At 65.5% G+C, this 24085-nt stretch carries 20 protein-coding genes and 1 pseudogene; 12 read left to right on the top strand and 9 right to left on the bottom strand.

Annotated elements, in window-relative coordinates; translation table 11 throughout:
* Nucleotides 1-118 precede the first annotated feature (118 nt).
* Together KHN93_RS03395 and KHN93_RS03390 are read right to left on the bottom strand one after the other, a co-directional pair.
* Nucleotides 119-586 (bottom strand): Rrf2 family transcriptional regulator, encoded by a 468-nt coding sequence (locus tag KHN93_RS03395; protein ID WP_039523292.1) that lies wholly within the window; start codon nucleotides 584-586, stop codon nucleotides 119-121.
* Between the two features lie 113 nt (nucleotides 587-699).
* A complete protein-coding gene (locus KHN93_RS03390; RefSeq protein ID WP_211922014.1) occupies nucleotides 700-2574 on the bottom strand; it encodes a GGDEF domain-containing protein in 1875 nt (624 codons plus the stop codon).
* Nucleotides 2575-3014: 440 nt separating this feature from the next.
* On the opposite strand from KHN93_RS03390, the gene KHN93_RS03385 reads away from it, so the two are divergent.
* A complete protein-coding gene (locus tag KHN93_RS03385) occupies nucleotides 3015-4106 on the top strand; it encodes a DUF1615 domain-containing protein (RefSeq protein ID WP_211922012.1) in 1092 nt (363 codons plus the stop codon).
* A gap of 50 nt (nucleotides 4107-4156) precedes the next feature.
* Here the strand turns inward: KHN93_RS03385 and KHN93_RS03380 are convergent, their stop codons facing one another.
* Nucleotides 4157-5590 (bottom strand): GAD-like domain-containing protein, encoded by a 1434-nt coding sequence (locus KHN93_RS03380; protein WP_211922010.1) that lies wholly within the window; start codon nucleotides 5588-5590, stop codon nucleotides 4157-4159.
* 403 nt (nucleotides 5591-5993) lie between these two features.
* Here KHN93_RS03380 and KHN93_RS03375 point away from each other — a divergent pair, with 403 nt between their 5' ends.
* Nucleotides 5994-8318, top strand: a complete 2325-nt coding sequence (locus KHN93_RS03375) for a S9 family peptidase (RefSeq protein ID WP_211922008.1) — start codon at nucleotides 5994-5996, stop codon at nucleotides 8316-8318.
* Nucleotides 8319-8643: 325 nt separating this feature from the next.
* Here KHN93_RS03375 and KHN93_RS03370 read toward each other — a convergent pair whose 3' ends face one another.
* Nucleotides 8644-9819, bottom strand: a complete 1176-nt coding sequence (locus tag KHN93_RS03370) for an HBL/NHE enterotoxin family protein (protein WP_104623450.1) — start codon at nucleotides 9817-9819, stop codon at nucleotides 8644-8646.
* A 482-nt stretch (nucleotides 9820-10301) separates the two neighbouring features.
* Nucleotides 10302-10637, bottom strand: a complete 336-nt coding sequence (locus KHN93_RS03365; RefSeq protein WP_211922007.1) for a DUF3817 domain-containing protein — start codon at nucleotides 10635-10637, stop codon at nucleotides 10302-10304.
* A 149-nt stretch (nucleotides 10638-10786) separates the two neighbouring features.
* Between KHN93_RS03365 and KHN93_RS03360 the strand changes: the two genes are divergently transcribed.
* The 3 genes from KHN93_RS03360 (at nucleotide 10787) to KHN93_RS03350 (ending at nucleotide 13081) form a co-directional block, all read left to right on the top strand.
* Nucleotides 10787-11410, top strand: a complete 624-nt coding sequence (locus KHN93_RS03360; protein ID WP_046345605.1) for a YiiX/YebB-like N1pC/P60 family cysteine hydrolase — start codon at nucleotides 10787-10789, stop codon at nucleotides 11408-11410.
* A 32-nt stretch (nucleotides 11411-11442) separates the two neighbouring features.
* Complete coding sequence (locus KHN93_RS03355) at nucleotides 11443-12405, top strand: alpha/beta hydrolase (protein WP_211922005.1); 963 nt, start codon at nucleotides 11443-11445, stop codon at nucleotides 12403-12405.
* A gap of 214 nt (nucleotides 12406-12619) precedes the next feature.
* Nucleotides 12620-13081 (top strand): membrane protein, encoded by a 462-nt coding sequence (locus tag KHN93_RS03350; RefSeq protein WP_024937826.1) that lies wholly within the window; start codon nucleotides 12620-12622, stop codon nucleotides 13079-13081.
* Nucleotides 13082-13223: 142 nt separating this feature from the next.
* On the opposite strand, the gene KHN93_RS03345 is transcribed toward KHN93_RS03350, so the two are convergent.
* The 3 genes and pseudogenes from KHN93_RS03345 to KHN93_RS03335 form a co-directional block, all read right to left on the bottom strand.
* The gene (locus KHN93_RS03345; protein ID WP_039523268.1) at nucleotides 13224-13619 is read right to left on the bottom strand and encodes a VOC family protein; all 396 of its coding nucleotides are present in this window, start codon (nucleotides 13617-13619) and stop codon (nucleotides 13224-13226) included.
* A 79-nt stretch (nucleotides 13620-13698) separates the two neighbouring features.
* A complete protein-coding gene (locus KHN93_RS03340; RefSeq protein WP_039513158.1) occupies nucleotides 13699-14673 on the bottom strand; it encodes a glutathione S-transferase family protein in 975 nt (324 codons plus the stop codon).
* A 173-nt stretch (nucleotides 14674-14846) separates the two neighbouring features.
* A pseudogene (locus KHN93_RS03335) lies at nucleotides 14847-14939 on the bottom strand (SPFH domain-containing protein); the annotation flags it as partial.
* Nucleotides 14940-15162: 223 nt separating this feature from the next.
* On the opposite strand from KHN93_RS03335, the gene KHN93_RS03330 reads away from it, so the two are divergent.
* The 7 genes from KHN93_RS03330 to KHN93_RS03300 all read left to right on the top strand — a co-directional run bounded on the left by KHN93_RS03330 (nucleotide 15163) and on the right by KHN93_RS03300 (nucleotide 21936).
* The gene (locus KHN93_RS03330) at nucleotides 15163-16749 is read left to right on the top strand and encodes an SDR family NAD(P)-dependent oxidoreductase (protein WP_115043063.1); all 1587 of its coding nucleotides are present in this window, start codon (nucleotides 15163-15165) and stop codon (nucleotides 16747-16749) included.
* 135 nt (nucleotides 16750-16884) lie between these two features.
* On the top strand, nucleotides 16885-17910 hold the full coding sequence (locus KHN93_RS03325) for an alpha/beta hydrolase (protein ID WP_211922003.1): 1026 nt from the start codon (nucleotides 16885-16887) through the stop codon (nucleotides 17908-17910).
* 286 nt (nucleotides 17911-18196) lie between these two features.
* Nucleotides 18197-18838: a GntR family transcriptional regulator gene (locus KHN93_RS03320; protein ID WP_211922001.1), complete on the top strand. Its 642-nt coding sequence runs from the start codon at nucleotides 18197-18199 to the stop codon at nucleotides 18836-18838.
* Between the two features lie 246 nt (nucleotides 18839-19084).
* Nucleotides 19085-19225, top strand: coding sequence for a lasso peptide xanthomonin 1 (locus KHN93_RS03315; RefSeq protein WP_104538648.1), 141 nt, complete (start codon nucleotides 19085-19087; stop codon nucleotides 19223-19225).
* A 48-nt stretch (nucleotides 19226-19273) separates the two neighbouring features.
* A complete protein-coding gene (locus KHN93_RS03310; RefSeq protein WP_016903880.1) occupies nucleotides 19274-19420 on the top strand; it encodes a benenodin family lasso peptide in 147 nt (48 codons plus the stop codon).
* A 108-nt stretch (nucleotides 19421-19528) separates the two neighbouring features.
* Nucleotides 19529-20203, top strand: coding sequence for a lasso peptide biosynthesis B2 protein (locus KHN93_RS03305; RefSeq protein WP_211921999.1), 675 nt, complete (start codon nucleotides 19529-19531; stop codon nucleotides 20201-20203).
* Nucleotides 20203-21936, top strand: coding sequence for a lasso peptide isopeptide bond-forming cyclase (locus KHN93_RS03300; RefSeq protein ID WP_211921997.1), 1734 nt, complete (start codon nucleotides 20203-20205; stop codon nucleotides 21934-21936). Before KHN93_RS03305 ends, KHN93_RS03300 begins: the two co-directional genes overlap by 1 nt.
* A gap of 70 nt (nucleotides 21937-22006) precedes the next feature.
* Here KHN93_RS03300 and KHN93_RS03295 read toward each other — a convergent pair whose 3' ends face one another.
* Nucleotides 22007-24082, bottom strand: a complete 2076-nt coding sequence (locus KHN93_RS03295) for an Atxe2 family lasso peptide isopeptidase (protein ID WP_244812199.1) — start codon at nucleotides 24080-24082, stop codon at nucleotides 22007-22009.
* Nucleotides 24083-24085 lie beyond the last annotated feature (3 nt).

Below are 24085 nucleotides of genomic sequence, written 5' to 3'. Positions count from 1 at the left end.
CCAGCTGCCGCAAAGCACATGCGTACGCGACGCACGGGACTGCAAGCACAGGCACACCGCGCGCCTGCCATCCCGGCTGCACGCCATGTACAACGGCGCATGCAACAGCTGGTGTGCGTCAGCGCCTGCGTCTGCCTGTCGGCAGACCGGCAGGCAGCGAGGCTGCCGTGCACAGTGCATCGAACTCGTCCGCCAGCGTTGCCAGCGTCACCGTGCCCAGGCGCTGCAGCAACACGGTTTGTGCCTCGGCCAGCGCGTCGGCGATGGCCGCGTTGACCACGCGCTCCACGCCACATTGCGGGTTGGGGTGATCGGCGCCGATCGCAAACAGATGCGGGCCGCCCACTGCACGGTGCACGTCCAGCAATGTCACCTGGGTCAGGTCGCACGCGATATGCCAGCCACCGTTGTGGCCCTTGCTCGACTGCACGTAGCCGGCAGCACGCAAGCCGGCCATGGTCCGACGCACCACCACCGCATTGGTCGACAGCATGCCGGCGATCTGCTCGGAGGTCATCGGCTGCTGGCTTCTGGCCATGTGCAACAGCACATGCAGCATGCGGGAAAGACGGCTATCGGTTCGCATGCGGTCTCGGTTCGCTCAATCGACGGAAGGCAACGTGGCAGCGCCACCGCACGATTGTGCCGCAGCCCCGCGCAGATGTCGCAGCCAGCGCCGCGCAGCCGCGCATGCAGCAGTCAAACCACTGCCCATTGATCGCGCCCGGCGGTCTTGGCGGCGTACAGCGCAAGATCGGCCTGCCCCAGCAGCACATCCAGACCGCTCCCCGCAGTGACGCTCACCGCGCCCATGCAGAAGCGCACCGGCTGGTCGGCGGGCAGGCCGGCGATCTCGATCGCGGCCACCGCGTTGCGCAGCCGTGCGAACACCGCCGGAATCTCCTCTGCGCTGCAGCCCGGCAGCACCAGCAGGAACTCTTCCCCGCCCAGCCGGCCCAGCCGATCCTGCGTGCGCAGCGCCAGCCTGGAGGCGCTGGCAAGTGCCTTGAGCACGGCATCGCCGGCGGCGTGGCCATGCATGTCGTTGATCAGCTTGAAGTGGTCCAGATCGATCAATGCCAGCATGCACGGGACCTGCGAGCGCACCGCCTGCTCGACCTGCTGCTGCGCCTCGGCGCGAATGGCGCGGCGATTGGGCAGGCCGGTGAGTTCGTCGCGCATCGCCAGCCGCGAGAGTTGCCGCCGATGGCGCGCACCGAAGGCCAGCACCACCAGCGCGCCCAGCAACAGCAGGCAGGCCGCGCAGAGCGCAATCCACAAGGCGCGTTGCCCGGCTTCGCGGGCCTGCAACGCCAGTTGCGCGGTCTCGCTGCGGCGGCGCAGCTCGGCGGTTTCCGCGCCACGGCGTGCATCTTCATAACGCGCCTGCAGGCGCAGCATCACGGTGTCACGCTGGCGATCCAGGCTCTGCGCGCGCAGCGTGTTGGCGCGCTGCAGTTCCTGGTAGGCCTCGGCATGCCGCCCCTCCGCTGCCAGTGCCTGGGCAATGGCATCGAGCAGTCGCGCGCGCCGCACCAACGGCAGATTGGGATCGTCCGCTGCCCGGGCCGCGATGATCTCCATGCCGAGGCTGCCGGACTTGAGCGCGGTCAATGCCCGCAACAACACCGCATGGCAGGCGGCCACGCGGCCGACATTGCCCTGGCGTTGCATCAACGGCAGCGCCTCGCGCGCCATTGCCAGTGCCGCGGTGGCATCGCCGGCGTCGATCAGCACCTCGCTGGCGCTGGTCAATGCCGCGGCCACGCCGGCCTGATCGCCCAGCTCGCGGCTGAGCGCCAGCGCGCGCCTGAAATGCAGCAGCGACGCGTCCGGCTGCTGCGCTGCCAGCGAGGTGCCGTATTCGTATTCGATCAGGCTGCGCTGGAAGCGTGCCGGCTGGCCGCGCAGGCGCGCCAGGGCGCGCTGCAGATAGTCCTCGGCATCGTTGTCTTCCGCCGAACGGCCACCCACCCGGCTGGCCAGAGAGCCGAGCTGGGTCAAGGCATCCAGCTCCAGGCTCAAGTTGTGTTCGCGCACTGCACACTGGTAGCTGGCCTGCGCCGCGTTCCAGGCCTCGTCGCTGCTGCCGGAGGCGAGCATGCTCCACATGTCGACCGCTTCGATCTCGCACAGCAGATCGTTGCGCCCCAGCGCGCGCGCTTGCTGACGCAGCGCTTCCAGCCGCGCCAGCATGCCGCGGTTGGGGCTCTCGCGCACATCGCTGAGCGCCTGCACGATCGCCAGCCACAGCTGCGCCTGCGCCGCGTTGCCGCGCACCCGTTCCAGCAGCGCATGCGCCTGGGCCAGGGCTGTCTGGCGGCGCTCGGTCTCTTCCAGCGAAATCAGCACCCGCGCCTGCGCGAGCGAAGCCCAGAACTGCGCATCGGCGTCGCCATCGCTGCGGGCACGCTCGAACGCAGCCTGGGCGGCCTGCAAGGCGGCCCTGGGGTCGTCGATCGCGGCGGTCTCGATGCTCTTCCACGGCTGCGGCTGCGCCCACAGCGCCGCGCTGAACAGCATTGCAGCCATCCCCATGACCATGCGCCGCCAGCGTGGCGTCGCACTGCTCATCGACACCTCACGGCAACGATGAGCCACACCGCATGGCTGCCGTGCACAGCAAGCGCCGCCCGGCCCGCATCGGGTTTGCTGGTTGCTGCGGCACTCGAGCTCTCCCATGGTTGGCTGGCGGTGGAATCGGGGCGATGTCGGCGTCTGAATGACGCCACTTCGATGCAAAAACACGCGGTCATGATGACCGGCGAACACGGCAGGTCATGTGATCGCCACGCTATGCCTCAAGATCGTTAGCGGCCTGCGTGCAGCGGGCTTGAATCGGCCGGCAGATCGCATGACCGCGGCCTGCGGCCGTGCCCCTTGGCAAGCGCTGCGGCCCTGCGGGCGACCCGCGCCGTCGCGGCTGCTGCACATCGCCGCATGCAACCACCCCGCGACAGCCACGTAAACTGCGGCACGGCACCTGCTGCCGCCCCCCGGATCCTGGAGACGCCGTGACATTCCGCCTGCCCCGCCTGCTCACGCTGCTCGCCGTCGCCTTGCTGTCGGCCTGCGCCACCCAGGCGCCGCGTGCGCCACAGCGCTCCCCGGACGCGGTCAAGGCCGACATCGCGCGGCGCCTCCCGGCCACGCTGGGCGATCGCAACGGCTGGGCCGACGATGTCTACGTGGCGCTGTCCTCGCAGGGGCTGGACACCAGCGCCGAGCACATCTGCGCGGTGCTGGCGGTGACCGAGCAGGAGTCGACCTACCAGGCCAACCCGGTGGTACCCAATCTCGGCAAGATTTCGCGCGCCGAGATCGACCGCCGCGCCAGCGCGCATCACATTCCCGGCTTCATGGTCGATGCCGCCCTGCGTATCGACTCGCCCGACGGCCGCAGCTATGCCACGCGCATCGCGAGCGCGCGCACCGAGCAGGAGCTGAGCCGCATCTTCGAAGACTTCACCGGCAGCGTGCCGCTGGGCGCGCGTTTATTCGACGGGCTCAACCCGGTGCATACCGCCGGGCCGATGCAGGTCAGCATCGCGTTTGCCGAGCAGCATGCCGAGCGCTACCCGTATCCGCCCGGTGACTCGATCCGCCACGAGGTGTTCAGCCGTCGCGGCGGGCTGTGGTTCGGCACCAGGCACCTGCTCGGGTATCCAGCCAGTTACGACGCCCTGCTGTACCGCTTTGCCGACTTCAATGCCGGCTGGTACGCCAGCCGCAATGCCGCCTTCCAGGCGGCGCTGAGCAAGGCCAGCGGCATCGCGCTGACCCTGGACGGCGACCTGCTGACACCCGGCGCCGGCCTGGATGCACCCGGCGGCACCGAGCGCGCCGCACGCGCCCTGGGCAGCCAGCTGGCGATGAGCGACCGGCAGCTACGCCGCGCCCTGGAATCCGGCAATTCAGCCGATTTCGAAGACACCGCGCTGTATCGCCAGGTATTCGCGCTGGCCGAGCGCAGTGCCGGCAAGCCGCTGCCGCGCGCGGTGCTGCCCGGCATCACGCTGGAAAGCCCCAAGATCACCCGCACCCTCACCACCGCCTGGTTCGCGCAACGGGTGAACGAGCGCTGGAAGCGCTGCATGGGCAAGTAAGCGACTGGCTTGCCGCGCTGCGAGCACTGCCTGCGCTGCGCACCGCCATCTCATTCCCCGCTCAGGCGACTGGTCAGCACATCGCCGACAACAGGGCCATGTTCCACCTTGCCATCGCTACCGCGTTGATAGTTGATGCCGACCCGACACGCGGCAGGGTGCATCTCCCAGACCCAGCCATACAGGGCGCGCCCGGTGTCTGGCGGCGAGCGCAGCGGCATGTTCATGCGCAGCCCATCGTCCTGGCCTCGGTCCAGTGTGCACATGACGGTGCCGGCGCCGTCGTCTTCAGCGTCGGGGTCGACGTCGTCCACATGGGTAATGGTGGCGATGATCGCTTCGGCAGTCACCCGTTGCTGTAACGCGCGTGGAAGATCGGCAAGCGGGGGCGCAGCGCGTCCACCGGATGGCTCCTCGACAAATGCATCGCCCAACCTCACCTTGCGAAAGTAGTACTCGCTGCGGCCCAGCGTTTTCGCGCCATCCATGGCCGTTGCCATGTCTGCCAGCTCGTCGGCGCGCAGCAGGAACATGTCGGTACCCGAGCGCATGACCACCAGCTGCGCATCGTTGGCATCGCTACCACTGGAGTCGCTGCGCAACCGAATATCGAGCGTCACGTGTTCGTCGCCAATCTCGGTCTGCGTTACCTCGTAGCGGCCCGCATACGCACGCACATCGGTGCGTGCAAGGCTGCGATGATCGATTTTCCAAAACAGCAGGCGATACTGCCCATTGGGCTCGATCGCCAGCATGCGATGCCAATCGATATACGACGAAAGGTACACGCCGTGCAGGTCGTTGCTGCACTGTGGCTCGTTGAAGAGGCCCTCGAACATAGAGCGCTGCGCTGCGGGCAATGCCTCGCCATTGGTCGTAGGTGCATCGGCGACGGTTGCAGGGCCGTCGACAGCATCGCCAAGTCGGCTGTGCAGCGCCAACGCATCGACCTTGTTGACCCGCAACATCTGCATCGAAAACATCATCTGATCGATCTCGTAGACCTCGCCCGCAGCCAGTGCGCCGCACTCTTTGCGCGCGGTGGCGAGCAGGGCCGATGGGATCAGGGAGTCGCAGAATTCCGCCTCGCACAGGGACTGGTTGAAGAAGTCGTCCAGGCTCCAGCTCAGGTCAGCGGCGGCTTTGGAGACCGGGTCCAGGTAGACCACGTCTTCGTCGGTGGCGGTCAGCTTGCGGTAGTACAGCAGCGCGCCGAAGGGGGTGAGCGCGATCGGAATACGCCGCACCGCATCGGGTGGCGAGACGATCCAGCGATCCAGCACCGGTTGCCATTGCCGGGGGTCGATCAGCGCGAGTTGCATGTCGCCATAGTGCCCCAGTCCTTTTTGGCGCCAGAGTTCAAGCAGGCTGGCAGGCAGCACCGGCGCATAGGCGGCAATCAGATCCGCCGGGGCAGGTTGCGTCTTGCGCGGCGGGTGCGCCTTGATGAAGGGGGACAGTGCCAAGCGGCGGAACCATGACATCAGACGGCCTCCAGTCAACGTTGCGTGCATTCAGTAAACCCAAATCGTGCCCAATGGCCCTGTGTGGACGCCGGGAAGCGTAGTTCATGCCGGGATATTCCCGCAGTCAGTGGCTGGCCGATCACCGGCGCGCGTGCGCTCCACGGGTGTGATCTGCCTCGATGGGCATCGCGCTCGACGAACCTCATCGGTCACGCTGTGGCGGTGCCGGACCGGCCGATGCGCTCGGCAACCGCTCCATCACAGGTCCGCCCCGCTTCGGTCGCCGAAACGCGTGCGGCCCGCCCCAGTCGACAATGGCGCGAACACGACTTCTGGCAGAGGCGCCCGGCCCCTCTGGCGGGTAGCATCGGACGGTCGCGCCGACCGCGTTGCGCGCTCCTTTCGTCCCGGAGAGTCTTTCATGCCCACCCCCTTGCCGTTGCGGCAGCTGTTCGTCGCCATCGCCCTGGCCACCCTGCCGGCACTGGCCAGCGCACAGACGCCTGCCGTCACCGAGGCCGACTACGCCCGCGCCGAGCGCCTCACCAGCTATCTGGCGCAACCGCTGGTCGATCACCAAGCCACCCGCATCGACTGGCTGGACGCCACCCACGTGGTCTATGTCGACCACGATGCCAAGGGCAACCAGCTGTTGCAGCTGGACACCGCCACCGGCAAGAGCGCGCCGATCTTCAAGCAGTCCGCGCTGGTCGCCTCGCTCAATACGCTGCTGAAGACCGGCGACAAGCCGCTCAAGGCCGACACCTTCGCCCCGGTGGTCAAGCGCACCGCCGATGGCCGCTACCGCCTCAACGTGCGCGACACCGCCGTGGTCTGCGATGCGCGTGCGCGCTGCAGCAAGCTGTATGCAAAGGACATGGCCGAGCCGGGCGTGCTGTCGCCGGACAAGCGCAGCGAAGCCTTCATCCGCAACTGGAGCCTGTGGGTGCGCGATCTCGCCAGCGGCCAGGAGACCCAGCTCACCCGTGACGGCGTGGAAAACTTCGGCTATGCCACCGACAACGCCGGCTGGCAGCACAGCGACAACGCCATCGTTGCGTGGTCGCCGGACTCGCGCAAGATCGCCACCTTCCAGCAGGACCAGCGCAAGACCGGCGACATGTACCTGGTCAGCACCAAGCTCGGGCATCCGGAACTGCAGTCGTGGAAATACCCGCTGGCCGGCGACAAGGACGTGACCATGATCGAGCGCGTGGTCATCGACGTGCCCACGCGCAGCGTGCTGCGGCTGAAACTGCCGCCCGACCAGCACCGCTCCACCCTGTGCGATGACGTGAGCTGCTCGCCGGGCCTGTGGGACGATGTGAAGTGGGCGCCGGACGGCAAGACGCTGGCCTTCGTGTCCACCTCGCGCTTCCACAAGCAGGCCTGGTTGCGCATTGCCGATGTCGCCACCGGCGACGTGCGCACCGCCTTCGACGAAACCGCCAAGACCTATTACGAAAGCGGCCAGGTCGCCGCCAACTGGGCGTACCTGCCCGGCAGCAACGAGGCGGTGTGGTTTTCCGAGCGCAGCGATTGGGGCCAGCTGTATCTCTACGACCTGGCCACCGGCAAGCCCAAGCGCGCGATCACCACCGGCGAGGGCAACGTCACCGAACTGCTGCGCGTGGACCCGGTGACGCGCACCGCGTGGTTCGTCGGCGTCGGCCGCAGCCCGGGCGTGGACCCGTACTACCAGCAGCTGTGGAAGGTGAGCCTGGACGGTGGTGAGCCGGTGCTGCTCACGCCAGAAGTCGCCGATCACAGCATTGCGCTGGCGCCCGATGGCGCCCGCTTTGTCGATACCTACTCCACCTCGGTCACTCCACCGGTCACGCTGCTGCGCGATGCCGGCGACGGACGCACGGTCAGCACGATCGCCACTGCCGACATCAGCCGCCTCAAGGCGGCCGGCTGGGTGCCGCCGGAGCCGATCACGGTCAAGGCGCGCGATGGCAAGACCACGCTGTACGGCCTGATGTTCAAGCCCAGCAACTTCGACCCGGCGCGCAAGTACCCGATCATCGATTACGTCTATCCCGGCCCGCAGACCGGTTCGGTCCGCGGCCGCAGTTTCCTTGCCGGCCATGGCGACAATCAATCGCTGGCGGAGCTGGGTTTCATCGTGGTCGCCATCGACGGCATGGGCACACCGTGGCGCTCCAAGACCTTCCACGACACTTGGTACGCCAACATGGGCGACAACACCCTGCCCGACCAGGTGGCCGGTCTGAAGGAACTCGGCCAGCGCTATCCATGGATCGACCTGGGCCGCGTCGGTATCTGGGGCCACTCCGGCGGCGGCAATGCATCCACCGCCGCGATGCTGCGCTACCCGGACTTCTTCAAGGTGGCCTGGTCGGAAAGCGGCAACCACGACAACCGCGGCTACGAGGACGACTGGGCCGAGAAGTATCACGGCGAGCACATCGTCAACAAGGACGGCAGCTCCAACTACGACGATCAGGCCAACGCCACCCACGCCAGCAAACTCAAGGGCAAGCTGATGCTGGTGCACGGCACCCTGGACGACAACGTGCCGCCATATCTCACCCTGCTGGTGGCCGATGCCCTGATCAAGGCCAACAAGACCTTCGACATGCTGATGCTGCCCAACGCCAAGCACGGCTACGGCGAGCTCACCCCGTATGTCAGCCGCCGCCGCTGGGACTACTTCGTGCAACACCTGCTCGGCGCCACGCCACCGGCCGACTACCAGATGAAGCCGATGCCCAAGAACTGAGCGACGTGCACGGCACCTCTCCTTAGAACGCCAATGCAGCAGCGTGCAGACAACGAACCGCCACACGCGCCGCTCGTTGTGGCGCCAGCCGTACGTACTGGCGCTGTACGCTTCCACAGCGCTGGAACCTGCTGATGACGACTGCGCTGTGCACCGGCAAGCGGAACATCGCTGGCCGCCGACGCGCTTCAGATGGCGGGCTGACGGAAGAGTGTGGACATCCACACGCCTCCGCCAGCCCGGCCACATGCTCACCAGTCCATGGCGACCCGATGCACGTGGCTCGGCAATGCAGCCACCTCATCCAACCATGCAATGCCGATCGTCAGGCAGTGGCGGGGTCGGGAATCGTCGCGGTGGCGGGCGTTGCCTGGTTGTACTTGATCGAGGCGATTGTATTGCACAGTCCCACCAAGGTCTGCCAATCCTGGTTGGCGGAATTCAGATTGGACTGAAGCTGTGGCAGGTTCAAATTGGTGACGTTTCCGTTGCAGTTGGTCAAGTCCGTCACCACGGTATTCAACTCGGACTCAAGCTCTTGCCAGACCTGCAACACCAGGGAAATCTGCGTGCTGGCAGCCTGCGAAAGCGCGATCAATCCATTGACCTGGTCATTCAGCACCGCCAGGCTCGCCGCCTGCTGGGTCACAGCATTCATATTGCTGTTGTCGGCCTCTACCTGGCTCTTCAACGCCTGAATCTTGTTAGATGCGATGACCATCGTCGTGATCAGTGCTGCGGCAGCGACGATCCCGAATGCCAAGCCGATCCCAAACGAAAAAATTGCAATCACCGCGCCAGTAAAGAAGGCGACACCTGCCGCAATCGCAGATGCCGTCTCGACGGTTTGCCAATGGCTGATCTCCGACTGCAGCGACGCGATATCGGCCTTGAACGCAGCGATCTTGGCCTGATCCACCTCCTGCTCCTTGGTCGAGTCAACGACTGCCTGCGCCAGCACTGCCGCATCGGAGGTCAGGTTATTGCTGAATGTAGTGATGGACTGCTGGACATTCACCGCACTCTGCGTATAGGACGTGATTTGGGAAATCATGCTGCCGAACTGAGACTTCAGCGCAGCAATCGCAGCGGCATTGGTCGGATCGTTTTGCAGCACCGCCACCAGGGAATTGATGGTGGACATGCTGACATTGAAGGAAATGCCATAGCCCGCAATCGAGTTGGGGATACTGACGAGATTGGTCGCAATCGGATACCAGCCATTGGCGTGAATCTGTGCATCGCTGAACGCTGTCTGGAACGTGCTGTACCACGTGGGCGAAGGCGAGATCGTTGGCAACTGCGTATTGCCGATGCCCAAGACATAGGCCATGACCGCATTATTGGCATTGAATGCGTTTGCAAGTTGCTGATCGATGGGCAAGGGATCGTTGGAGACGGCAGCCAATACACGCGAGGTACCGATCGCACTCGCGATGCTGGTCACCTGCGGGGCCGAACTCAGAGCAAAGGGAAAAAACGGCTTCTTCTGCGCTTGCATGGATCGTCTCCTGATGCTGTCAACCAATGAATCGAGGAATGTCACCGCCAGATCCGGACCGCTGGTTCTCGGATCCAGACGTTCTGTTTACGTCACCTGCGTGTGGTCCAATGGATCCGTTCGCCTTAGGTCCATGCCGGACTGCGACCACCGATGCCCGAACCCGGACGCGTTGGACGCTCCATCAACGCTTGCCATTGAACACAGCGACTGCCGGCCTGCTGCCACAACGGGACAGCACCGATGATCGATGCTCTCGAGAACGCTGCCGTGCTATCTGCGAAAGCACCGAGTGCCCGAGAACCCCAGCATCCCCGAACCGATGCGCACCAACCCGTCGATTTGTCTCAGCCGGCACATCGTCCGGCAGGTGCAGGCTCTACCACGCCGATCGCCAGTGGCGCCCATACACAGCGGATGCGCTGGTCGATCACCTCAACTGCAATGGCGATCACGCCGCATCGGGGTTCGCCCCGACGCGCTCAGCCGACAGTTCGCGTCGGCACACCCAACAGACCGATACGCCGGAACCACATTTCCAGCGGCACCGTCACCAGTGGCGGCAACGCGGCCAGCAGGCTCAGCGCCCACGCCCACCACGGCCAGCGCAAGCGCAGCGCGGCAAGCACGCTGACCGCCACATAGAACAGGAAGGCCGCGCCATGCAGGCGCCCGAACAGCCACACCACAAGCTCGGTGGTGTGCGTGCCGTACTTGAGCAACATGCCGAGCAACAACCCGGCCCAGGTCAGCCCCTCGATAAAGGCGGCCACCGCAAACAGCCGGCCGATCGGCGACAACGCAGAAAAAGCACGCATGCAGCACTCCAGACGGACAGGGATTGCCGCGACGCGATGGCGGCGGCGACGCCCGCTGGCAGTTGCATTCTACAGAGCGCATCGCGCATCGGCAGCCGGCCCGCGTTCCTGGCGATAATGGTAGCCCTTGCACCACCTGCCGGCCTCCCATGCGCACCCTCTTCTTGCTCGCCGTGCTTGCACTGGCACTGCTGCCCACCACCTCCATCGCCGTACAGCTGCAGGACGGCGACTTGCTGTTCGTCACCGCCGCCCGCACCGGCCTGAGCGGCGCCATCGACGATGCCACCGCCAGGCAGGATGCCCCCAGCTTCGATCATGTGGCACTGCTCGCCCATGACGCTACCGGACAGGTGCTGCTGCACGCAGACGAACAAGGCTCGCGGCAGCAGCCGCTGCAGGCATTCGTCGAAGAAGCCAACGCCAAGCATCGGCAGATCCATGTGTACCGGCTGACGGAAGAACAGCGCAATGCGATCCCCGGCGCCATCGCGCAGGCACGGCGCATGCTCGGCAAGCCTTACAACCAGACCTACGTGCAGGACGACAACAGCTACTACTGCTCGGACTTCATCGAACGCGCGTTCCGCGCACGGCACGTCTTCGCCCTGCAACCGATGAACTTCAAGAACCTGCAGACCGGCAAGATCTCGCAGTACTGGACCGACTTTTACCGCAGCAAGGGCATGGACGTGCCACAAGGCCTGCCCGGCACCAACCCGAACGATATGGCGGCCGCTCCCGTGCTGGCGTATGTCGGCCGTTTGAATTGATGCGCGGGAATGCCGCGCGTGGTCAGGAGAGCATGTTGAACAAGGCATTGCCGGCAGGGCTGCTCGCTTTGTCACTGGTTGGCTGCATCAATGCACCACCCGCATCGCAGGAAAAGGCGGCTGTGCCGCAGCAAACACCGGCACCTGCCAAAGCGGCCATGGCCACCGCGCTAGCTGGGCAACGCGGCGAAGGCCAGCCGTACGAGATTGTCGACAGCCAGGTTTGGGATGTCCCGGATCCGGCATCAGGCCGTCGCTATCAGGTCGTTGTCGGCTTGCCGGCCGGCTACGCCGACCACCCGGAGCGTCGCTATCCGGTTCTTTACGTCACCGATAGCGACTATGCGTTCCCGGTGGTGCGGCAGATCGCGCGCCGCTTGAACGGCGACGGACCGGCGATCAAGGACTTCATCCTGGTCGGGCTGTCCTACGCGGTGGGCGACGAGCCAATGCCCAGCCGGCGGCGCGATTACACCCCGACGCTGGAAAATGGCGGCACCGCACCTCCCAATGCAACCCACGGTGGCAGTACGGCCTACGCGTCCTACCTGCGCCAGCAGGTGCTGCCCTTCATTGCCGGCCGCTACCGAACCGACGAAGGCAGGCGCCTGTTTCTCGGGCATTCCTACGGTGGCCTGCTCGGCACCCAGATCCTGTTGAGCACACCGCAGATGTTTTCCGGCTATCTGCTTGGCAGCCCCTCGTATTGGTACGGCGAGCACGCCACGGCCGCGCAGGAAAAGCGCTTCGCCGCGGTACACACCGATGCGCCGGCGCGGGTCTACATGTACGTCGGCGAGTACGAGCAGGTGCGCTACAACAAGCAGTACGACATGGTGATCGATGCCAGGAACCTGGTGCAGACGCTGCGCGCGAGACAGTATCCGTCGCTGCAGCTGGAGCTGGAGGTGCTCAACGACGAAGATCACCTGAGTGTCGCACCGCGCGGCATCACCCATGGGCTGAAGTTCCTGTTGGGCACCAAGGCACCCTGAGTGCAATGCCGCGCGCCTGATTGCGCGGCGCAAGCCGATACATCCCCGGCAGCGCATCGCAAGCACATCCAGTGCTGGGGGCACCGCCAATGCACGGCATGCACAAGCTCTTGCCAAGGCCCATACATGCGCCGTCCTAGTGTGTGCACATCCATACAGCGTGCCGCACGCAGCGCATTCCGCCTGCGATTGTTGAGTACATGCAGAGGTGTACATGGCTTTGATTCATTCCATCCTGATGGGCGCCGTCGCCGGCATGCGCTCGATGACGCCGCTGGCGGCGGTCACCAATGCTGCGCGTACCGGCAAGCTTCCTGCCGACAACGGCGCACCGCCGCTGCTGGCCAATCCGCTGGCGTCGGCCGGCATGCTCGCGCTTGCCGGCGGCGAGCTGGCAGGCGACAAGATGAAAACCGCGCCCGACCGCATCGTGCTGCCTGGCATGATCGCGCGCATCGCCACCGGCGTGATCGTCGGCGCGGCCCTGGCTCCGCGCCATCAGCGCGGCGTCGCCGCACTGCTGGGCGCGTCCACCGCAGTGGCGGCCGCCTACCTCACCTTCAACCTGCGCATGCGTGCGATCGACCGCTACGGCCAGACCAGCACCGGCGTGGTCGAAGACGCGATCACGGTAGGCGCGGCGACGTTGATCATGCGCGATGCGGCCAAGCACTAGCGCGACGTCCCTCACCTAAGCCTGTCGCCCACTGCAACCACAGGGCGTGCTATGGCGACGGCTGTTCCACCGTCGCCATAGCGAAGCGATAACCCGGTGCGCGGTCGCGCTGCGGCAGCCGCAGCGGCGCAAGTCTCACAGCCTACGCAGGCCGGTAGATCGCACAGAGCTTGTTGCCGTCCGGGTCGCGCACGTAGGCCAGCCAGACCGGCCCAATGCGACTCTCACGCACGCCCGGTGGATCTTCGATGGACACCCCACCTGCCGCCACCGCAGCGTCGTGGAATGCCTGCACCTGCTCGGGCGAGCCGCAGCTGAAGCCCACGGTGGCGCCGTTGCCGCTGGTCGCGGGCGCATCGTTGATCGGCTCGCTGACAACGAACGTGCTGCCGGCATGGCGATAGAACAGGCGCACATGGCCCGAGCCGGCAGGATTGACCAGTGGTTCGGCGGCACCCAGGACGCCGCCGAGCACCGCATCGTAAAACTGCCTGGATCGCGCGATATCGTTCGATCCCACCATCACATGATTCAGCACACATCACCCCTGTTCGTATCGAAGGCGCACAGCTTAGGGCAGCACGTGGATATCCGGCAGCATTCGGCGAATAGCTGCATCAGCCGCCACGCCCGTGCGGCGCCTGCAGATCCAGCACCGGCCCCAGCGGCACGATGCCGGTGGGGTTGATCATGTCGTGACTCTGGTAGTAATGATGCTTGATGTGCTGGAAATTCACCGTGTCTGCAATACCCGGCATCTGATACAGCTCACGCAGGTAGCCGGACAACTGCGGATAGTCGGCAATGCGCCGCAGGTTGCACTTGAAATGGCCGACATACACCGCGTCGAAACGCACCAGCGTGGTGAACAGCCGCCAGTCCGCTTCGGTGAGCCGGTCGCCGCACAGGTAGCGCTGCTGGCCCAGGCGCGCATCCAGCCAATCCAGGCTCTCGAATAGCGGCACCACCGCCTCTTCGTACGCAGCTTGCGTGGTGGCAAAGCCCGCCTTGTACACGCCATTGTTGACGGTGTCGTACACGCGCGCATTGATCGCATCGATCTGCTCGCGCAGCGGCGCCGGATAGAAATCGCCGGGCGCAGCACCAACCGCGTCGAAGGCGCTATTGAACATGCGGATGATGTCGGCCGACTCGTTGCTGACCACCGTGTTGCGCTCGCGATCCCACAGCACCGGCACGGTCACGCGCCCGGAATACTGCGGATCCGCCTTCAGATAGACCTCGTACAGATGCTGCGCCTGGTGGAGCGCATCGCCTACCACGCCCGGCCCTGGCGCAAACGTCCAGCCCTGCTTGCCCATCAGCCAGTGCACCACCGACACGTCGATCATCGACTCCAGACCTTTCAGGCGCCGGAAGATCAATGTGCGATGCGCCCACGGGCAGGCCAGCGACACATACAGGTGATAGCGCCCGGGAGCGGCCTGAAAGCCACCGTCCCCATGCGGGCCGGGGCTGCCATCGCGCGTCACCCAATTGCGGAACTGCGATTGCGAGCGTTCGAAACGCCCACCGCTCTTGTCGGTGTCGTACCAACTGTCCTGCCACTTGCCATCGACCAACAGGCCCATGCTGCCTTCTCCGCTACCGCAATAGGCCGCAACCCTAGCCCAGCCGGTTTGGAGAGTGCGTGAGCGGCCGTGGTGGCGTGAGCGGACGCGAGCAGCCAGCAGCGTTTGCAGACCGAAGACCCACCGCTGCAAGGCAACAGGAACCCCGCGTTGCCGTCGGCCGGCAGCGCGCGCTACCTGGCAATCACCGACGTGCCGGAAGGCACCATGTAGCAGGCCTGCGCCTTCTTGCAGGCATCGGCATTGAGCTCGGCGATCTGGCTGGCCCGCTGCCGCACCCTGGGCACCGGAGTCATCACCGCTTCCACTGCCTTGGCACGCCATTGGCATCAACACCTCGGGATCGGCGAAAATAGCCGCGGTCCGGACGCTCCGGCCTGCGGCGGCAGCGGTCCAGGCCAGCGTGGCCGCTGGCGGCCATCCATCACGTCCACCGCGCCGCCCCGCTGCATGCGCTCCGCCTTCTGTCGCTCTTTTTTCGGATCCATCTTGAACACCAACGCCCCACCCCCGCCCGCCGACGACCTGCCCCTGACCGACCGCCTGCGCGCGGCGCTGGACCTGCTGGAGGCCATCGAGGCCGACCGCAGCGTGCTCGACACGCTGCCCGAGGCCGACCGCGTGCGGCTGCATCAGGTGGTGGCCAGGGTCTATCACCCCGAGCCCAAGGCGCGGCGGCAGCTGCTCAAGCAGCGCGAGCGCGAGCGGCATCAGGAGAAGGTGCGCAAGGCCGAAGCGCTGCTCGAGCAGCGCGGCATCCGCGCACTGCGGCGCAAACCGGTGTTCAGCACGCCAAACTTTTTCCCGCCGCATGCCGCCGGTCTGCACGACGCGCACAACGGCCAGAATGCCACTGCCGCACCGGAGCCCACGCATTCGCCGGAGTTGCGTCACTGCTACGTCTGCAAGCAGAAGTTCACCCAGCTGCATCATTTCTATGACCAGATGTGCCCGGCCTGCGCCGAGCTGAACTACTTCAAGCGCACCGAAACTGCCGACCTGCGCGGACGCGTGGCGCTGCTGACCGGCGGACGGGTCAAGATCGGCTACCAGGCCGGCTTGAAGCTGCTGCGCGCCGGCGCGGAACTGATCGTCACCACGCGCTTTCCGCGCGACTCGGCCGCGAGGTACGCGCAGGAGCCGGACTTCAACGAATGGGGCCATCGCCTGCAGGTGTTCGGCCTGGATCTGCGCCACACCCCCAGCGTGGAGGCGTTCTGCAGCCAGCTGCTGGCCACCCGCGACCGGCTGGACTTCATCATCAACAACGCCTGCCAGACGGTGCGCCGCCCGCCGCAGTTCTACGCGCACATGATGGCCGGCGAAACCGCCGCGCTGCATGAGTTGCCGGAAACCGTACGCAATCTGGTCGGCCATTACGAAGGCCTGCGCACGCCCGAACTGCTGCGCGATGCCTCGGCAATGGCGCTACCGGCGGTGCATGGCCGCGGCCTGGACGGCGCCGACGGCCTCACCCGCGCCGCCGAGCTGTCGCAGGTGGCGTTGCTGGACGATGAGCTGGTCGGCCAGCAGCATCTGTTCCCGGACGGACGGCTGGATCAGGACCTGCAGCAGGTGGATCTGCGCGGGCGCAACTCCTGGCGCCTGCTGATGGACGAAGTGCCCTCGGTGGAACTGCTGGAAACCCAGCTGGTCAACGCCATCGCGCCCTTCATCATCAACGCGCGGCTGAAACCGCTGATGCTGCGCACGCCCGAGCGCGACAAGCACATCGTCAACGTCTCGGCGATGGAAGGGCAGTTCTACCGCAACTTCAAGACCACCCGGCATCCGCATACCAACATGGCCAAGGCCGCGTTGAACATGATGACTCGCACCTCGGCGGCCGATTACCAGAACGACGGCATCCACATGAACAGCGTCGACACCGGCTGGGTCACCGACGAGGATCCGGCGGACATCGCCGCACTCAAGGTCCAGCAGGAACGCTTCCACCCGCCGCTGGACATCGTCGACGGCGCCGCGCGCATCGTCGACCCCATCATCCACGGCGCCAACACCGGCGAGCATGTGTGGGGGCAGTTCCTCAAGGACTATGCGCCGACGGATTGGTAAGGGCTCTCAATCGGCAGGTGCCTGCACCGGCGCCTGCTGCAAATGTTGCCGCCACGTGCATAACGGCCGAGCTCCCTTGTCGCCCCATTGACTGCACCGCCGCTAGCGTCACGGTCAATCAACCGAGACGCCCACATGACAGAGCACGGTAAGCCCAACCCGATCATCGACACCCTCTCCAACGTCATCGGCGCCATCCGTGCCGACGACGACATGCACGACCTGGCCCAGGCCCACGATGCGCTAGAGCCCAAGGCCATCGAGAAGCTGACGCCGGCCGAAGCCCGGCAGCAGCCGACCATTGCGGATGCGGTCAACAAGCTCCTGCACGACCAGGGCAAGTCCGCCGACCCGGAGGCGCTGGTGCCCGGCGTCAAGCGCACCTCCCACACGCTGGAAACGCCCGCCGGCAATCTCCCGGCCTTCGTCTATACCCCGCAAGGTGGCACCGCACTGCCGGTCATCGTCTATTTCCACGGCGGTGGCTGGGTGATCGCCAATGCCGAGGTCTATGACGGCGGCGCGCGCGGGCTCGCCAAGGAAACCGGCGCCATCGTGGTTTCGGTCGACTATCGCCAGGCGCCCGAGCACAAGTTCCCCGCCGCCTGGGACGACGCGCTGGCCGCCTACGAATGGGTGCTGGCAAACGCGGCAAGCATCGGCGGCAACCCGCAGCGTGTCGCCCTCGCAGGCGAGAGCGCCGGCGGCAACCTCGCCATCGCCACGGCCGTAGCCGCACGCGACAAGGGGCTGCCGGCACCGACGCATATCCTGGCGGTGTACCCGGTCGGCCAGACCGGCAGCCTGCACACCGAGTCCTACATCGAAAACGCCATCGCCAAGCCCCTCAACAAGGCCATGATCGAATGGTTCGTGGGGCACCTGATCCGCAGCGACGCCGACAAGGCAGACACCCGTCTGGACCTGGTCAACGCCAACCTGAGCGGCCTGGCACCGGTGACGATCATCAACGCCACCATCGACCCGCTACGCAGCGATGGCGCCAAGCTGGAAGATGCGCTGAAGGACGCCAATGTACCGGTCGAGCGTGAGGTCTACACCGGCGTGACGCACGAGTTCTTCGGCTGCGCCGCCGTCGTTGCTAAGGCGAAGGCCGCACAGGAGTACGCAGGCAAGCGGCTGCGCGAGTCTTTCCGCTAAACAAGGCACAGCGTCTGGCACGACGGGCGTGCCACGCAACAACAGGAACAGATAATGTCCACGCGAGGGCCGCCCTGGCATACCAGGCGGCCCTCTTTTTTGATCCCAGTTTGTGCGTTATCAAAACTATTACTGTCGGGACAGGGTATTGACTCCAAGCCTGCCTCGTGGGCAGCACGATGCGACAGGCCTGTGACTGAAAAGGACTACCGCAGCAACTCCTGCCGCAGCCATTGCATGTACGATCCGGCCAGGGGAGGAGTCGCGGTCAGACAAGGAGTTCGCCATGCATGGGATCCACTCCAAACGTACCATCGCCTATACGCAGGTCAGGCGCGCCCTGCAATCCGGCCGCTATCGACCCGGTCAGCGCATCGATCCGACAACGCTGGCTGCCGAGTTCAAGGTTAGCCCCACGCCGGTACGCCTTGCGTTGCATCGCCTGGTCGGCGAAGGCCTGGTCATCGATCACGCACGCTATGGCTTGCAGGTGCCGCTGCTCACCGAAGTCGCGCTGCGGGATCTTTACGACTGGATGGACCGCCTGCTGCGGATGGCCTGCGATATCGGCGTTGCATCGACACCGCACGCCGCTGGCGAGTTGGAGACCACCACCGCACCTACGGACGTGGTCAAGCAGACCTGGAAGCTCTTCGACGCCATCGCCCATGCCACTGCGCATTGGTCGCTGCATCATGCCGTCAGGCAGACCAACGACCGGTTGGCACCGGTGCGACGTGCCAAACATGGCCTGCTCGACTCTCTCGAGGAAGAACTGGCAGAGCTCACGCTGCACTGGCAGCAGCGCGACCTTGCCGCGTTGCAGACAGCGTTGCATGCCTATCACGTACGCCGTATCCAGGCCGTGCCGCGCATCGTGGCGGCGATGAATGAGCGCATCAATCAGGCTTCCAGCTTCGACGACTGAGTGTCGTCAGCGCAGCACATTGCGGGACCTGCATGCTGTGCTTGCGAGCTGCCTGTGACGTGCGCCTGATGTGGCGTGAAAGGTGCGATGCGACGCCACCGGCCAGATTTGCGCGGTCATCTTCGATGACGGTCACACAGTGCATTTAATTATGACGGTGTTACGACTTAATCATTTGAAAATCAATACACCCGTTTCCTAAAGTGTCTGTGTCATGGATCCCCATGACACAACCAGGAGACAGCGATGAACATCAATGACACCACCTACAGCGATGCATCCAGCGAGATCACGGTGCTTGGCGTTGCCAGCACCGACACCAAAGGCGGCCCGCTCGCTGGCGAAGAAATCGGCGGCTTCAACGTGCCTGGCATTTCCGAAGAGTGAACCCGAGGCGTGCCTGAGCGCACGCCTCTCCCACCAGGAGTAGAGACCATGGATACCAGCAACAACGACGCGCACACCACGACGTTTGGTCAGGATCTCATCGTGCTTGGGATCGCAAGCCTGGACACACAGGGCGGGCCACTGGCAGGCGAAGAAATGGGTGGCAGCACCACGCTGGGCATCAGCCAGGACTAGGCGCAGCCAACGCGCGGCGGTCGCCACTCGGCTGTACATGCCGATGAGCAACTTCCCGGGCCACGGGGCGCACTGCAACGGTGCGCCCCTTCTCTCAAGGACAGCGCCATGCACCGCTACACATTGCGCAACGACCTAACGTTCTGCCGCATCGGCGAGCGCCTGGTATTCCTGGATGTCGGCAACGACCGCTATTTCCGCCTGCCCCAGGCACCGGAGCACTCCCTGCTCGCCTACCTGGCACATGACCCGGTGTCGGACCTGGAGATCAACGACCTTGTCGAACGGGGCTTGCTGGTGGAGCGTTCGCAAGCGACCGCCGGCCCGCAGCTTCCCGTCATGCCTGTTGCGCGTAGCGCGATGGAAATGCCTGTACCGGCGCGACGACCACAGCTGCTTGAAAAGCTCGAGGTGCTGGCACTTGTGCTGTCCACACGCCTGGCATTGAAGCGCAACCCGCTTGGCAGGGTACTTGGCAGCCTCTCCGCTGGAGCACAGGGCCAGGGGATGCAGCAACGCTCGCTCGCCGGACTCGAGCAACGGCTCACCGATGCAGCGTCCGTTTTCCGGCGCGCACGCGTGTGGGTGCCGGTCGAGATGCGCTGCCTGCTCGATTCAGTCGCATTGGCAAAATTCCTGCGTAGGCGCCAGCTTGACGCCCAGCTTGTCTTCGGGGTCGCACTCGATCCGTTTTCGGCCCATTGCTGGGTACAGACGGGCGATCTGGTCCTGAACGACACGGTCGGCAACGTCCACGCGCATACCCCCATCCGGGTGGTGTGATGTACCGCTACATCGCCTTGTTCAACCATGCGCAAGCACACCGCGATGGCGACCGCGCCGGTATCGATGCGTCGTTGCGCCAGATCGGGTTACAGCTACGGCAACGCGCTGGGCACATCGACCTGTATGCATCAGACGACACGCCCGTGCTCGACCTGCCTGGTGGTGGCGCACTGATCGGCCATGTCTTTTCGCAGCGCGACAACGCCCCCTTGCTGGACGGCGCATCGCTGCATGCGTTGTCCGCAGCACAGCGGACGCGGCACCTGATCGAGACGCACTGGGGCGAGTACCTGCTGTTGCATGCACCGCGCGCGGACCCGAGCGCCATCACCGTCATGCGCGAGCCTTCCGGCGGCGTGGCATGCGTTTACGCGCTACAGCATGGCTTCATCACTTCAGATATTTCGATCGCCACGCATGCCGGTGTGTACACGCGTGAGATCGACTGGGACTCCATCGCCCATCATCTGTACTACCCGCACCTCAAGACCGAGCGCACCGGGCTTGTCGGCGTACGCGAATTGCTGCCGGGCAGCCAGCTGTGTCTGCAGTCCAACCACAGCAGTGTCGAGCAAGTCTGGAACCCCTGGGATTTCGTCGCAGCCTCTCGGCGCCGGCACGACCCACTCGACGCACAGGCACAGCTGCGTCAGGCGGTCGCTTCCAGCGTCACGTGTTGGGCGCGGACCGATGCGTCCGTGCTGCTGGAACTCTCTGGCGGCCTGGACTCCTCCATCCTGGCCGCATGCCTGAAAGACACCGCCGCTCGCGTGGCGTGCTGCAATCTGGTCACGCCGGTGCCTGGCGCCGACGAGCGGCACTATGCCCGGCAGATGAGCGATCTGTTGAGCACCGAGCTGATCGTGCGCACGCTGGGGCTCGACGCTGCACCGGTCGATTTCGCACCGCCGGCACATGCGGTCGCGCCCAGCACCTGGTTTCTGCAGCATGCCTCCAATGCGCTGAAAGAAGCGATCGGCACGCAGCTGGCTATCACCAGCTTCTTTTCCGGCGGCGGTGGCGACACCGTGTTCTGCAACACCAGAACCGCCGCGCCCGCCGCAGACGCCTTCCGTGCAGGCGGCCTGCGCGCCGGCTTCAGCGCAATCCATGCACTTGCCGAACTGCACCAGTGCACGCTCTGGAAAGCAGGCAGGTTGACGATCAAGAAACTCCTCGCCAAGGCCGGACCGCCACGCAAGCCGGAGCGATCGTTCCTGCCAAGCATGCAGGCTGCGCTTCCACTGCAATCGCATCCCTGGTTCGATGCCCCACCCGACAGCCTGCCCGGCGACCGCGAACGTATCGTCGATCTGGCCGGCACCCAGGTGTTCCGCGATGGGCTGGCACGCAGTGCGTCGTGGCACCTGCGCATGCCGCTGCTGTCGCAACCGGTGGTGGAGGCCTGCCTGACAGTGCCGAGCTGGATGTGGATCGCTGGCGGCCGCAATCGCGCCGTCGCACGCGATGCGTTTGCGGATGTGCTGCCTGCGCAGATCCTGCATCGCCGCAGCAAAGGCACCTTCATGAACTACTCCGGCGCGGTCTATCGTCGGGGCAGGCAGCAGATCCGCGATTATCTGCTGCAGGGTCGGCTTGCAGGCCAGGGGCTGCTGGACGCCGATGCCCTGCGCCACCATTTCGACCACACAGTGGCCGACGGCGACCACAGCGTCATGCGCATCTTCGACCTGTGCGCGGTCGAGAACTGGGTCCGTCATCAGCGCTGAGGTTGCCTGCGCTGCGTAGATGCGTGTCGCCCGCCTGCCAACGTGCCACGCGGAAGTTGCACCACACACGCTAGTCGCCACGCGCCGGCAGTGCCGCCTTGATTGCACGCCAGCGCGCATACTGCGCGGCCTTTTCCGGCGCAGCGTCCTGGTAGTCCTGCAACCAGAAGCGGAACCAATCGACGTTGCGCGCATATACGGCCAACTTGTGCTGCGGCTGGAACTTCTGGTGCGGCTCGTTCGCAAACACGTACAACTCGGCGCGTTGCGCACGCAGCAGGGGAATCAGGTAATCCAGCGCGTACAGATACTCCTGCTCGGAGTGCTGGAACAGGATGGGCGCGCGAATCCGCTCCAGCTTGAACGCCGGCGACAACACTTTCCATCGCTCGGGTGTCTGCTCCGGTGCACCCAGGCCCCACATGTCGCGCAGCCCCTTGAGGAAGGGCTCGCCCTTCATGCTGCCGAACAGGTAGTACGATGGCGACACCACCGGGTTGGCTACCGAAGCGGCGGCCAGCAGGTTCGACTCGGTGGCCGTCCACAGGGTCACCGCACCGCCGAAGCTCAGCCCGCCCATGCCCACCCGCGTGCGATCGATGCCGGCCTGTGACGACAACAACGCCACCGCGCTTTCCACCGCCGCCAGCCCTTCGCCGTGCCGTTCCACCGCATCCATGGTGTAGCCGGGCAGCTGATTGATGCACAGCGCTGCGATGCCTACCTGCGCCAACGCGGCGAGCGGCCACTCATCGCCCACGCCACCGCGTACGAAGCCAGGGCAGCTGTAGTAGGTGACGAACAACGGCGGCTTGCCCGCGCCGGTACCGTGTGCCGCGAAGAACTGCCCGCTGTATCGCCGCCCGCGTGCATCGTTCCACTGCAACAGCCGTGCAGGCGTCGCACGCGCCATGTCCGCTGCAAGCTCCGCATTTGGATCGAACAGCACCTGCCGCGTGCCATCGTCCAGGCCGATACGTTCCAGACGCGGCGGGCGATCGGCTTCGGCTGTCACGCACACCAGCGCAACGGCCGAGGCACCGCAGCGTGCCGCCGGGTCACGTCCGCCATTGATCAAACCGCGCCCCTGCACCACCAACCGCACCTGCCCGGTGGCCGGATTCCAGCGCTGGATGGATTGCGCCAGGCCCAGTGCAGGATCGGTGATGGTGAAGAGCAGCTCCGCACTCCCCGGGCGCCACTGCACTGCACTGATTGCCTTGTCCACGCAGGCCGCCGCGGTGCAGCGCACGGCCTTGCGGGCGTGTGCACCGGGCAAGACGGACAGCGCCACCTGCGGACGGAATAGCTGGCCCTTGCCATCACCCACACGCGACAGCACCGCAACCGCCCCACCGGGCGCAGGCACGGACTGCCACACGTCACCGTCGACACCGTGCGTACTGATGGGCGATTCCTCCGCAGGCAACGGCACATCCGCGAGTGGCCGCGTGGTTGCCGTGGCCAGGTCCAGCGCCAGCCAGTGCTCCGGCACATCGGCCGACAACCCGGTGCGATCGAACCACACCGTGCCGAAACGCTGCGTTGCCAGGCGTCCTTGCACATTGCCCGAGCGGAACAGGCCCTGCCCGAGCGGCACCGTCTCGTCGATCCGGATGCCTTGCGCATACTCGTCCTGTTCGGCCGCCATGACCTGTGCGCGCGTGGCACCGACGCGGTAACGCAGCACCCGCCCATCCGCGTCCAGCGAAAACTCCTGCACGTCGGCCGCATCGTGGGTTACCGCTTGCGCGCCGGAACCGTCAGCCGCCGCGCGCCACACCGCAATCACGTCATCGATCAACGCGCGGTAGTACAGCCAGCGGCCATCCGGCGACCACAGCACCTTTGCAGGCAAGGACCCGCCTGCCGAATCGCGCAAGGGCACGCCGCCATCGGCGACGCGTCTGGGTGCAGCGTCCTGCAGGCCCTGCACGTACCAGACGCTGTCGTAGGTATTGCGCTGCACCGCTGCCTGCTCGGTGCGAAAGGCCACGCTGCGGCCATCCGGCGACAGCGTGGGGCTGCCGATATCCACCACCTCCAGCAATCGCTGGGGCGATACCGTTTGCGCATGGCCCACGCACGCACCTGCCGCCATCAGCACGCCTGCAAGCAGCAGGCGCCATGGTTTGTGATTCCTCACACA

The organism is Xanthomonas arboricola pv. juglandis, assembly GCF_905367715.1.
Classification (GTDB): domain Bacteria; phylum Pseudomonadota; class Gammaproteobacteria; order Xanthomonadales; family Xanthomonadaceae; genus Xanthomonas; species Xanthomonas arboricola.
This window is presented reverse-complemented; position numbering and strand designations above follow the sequence as displayed.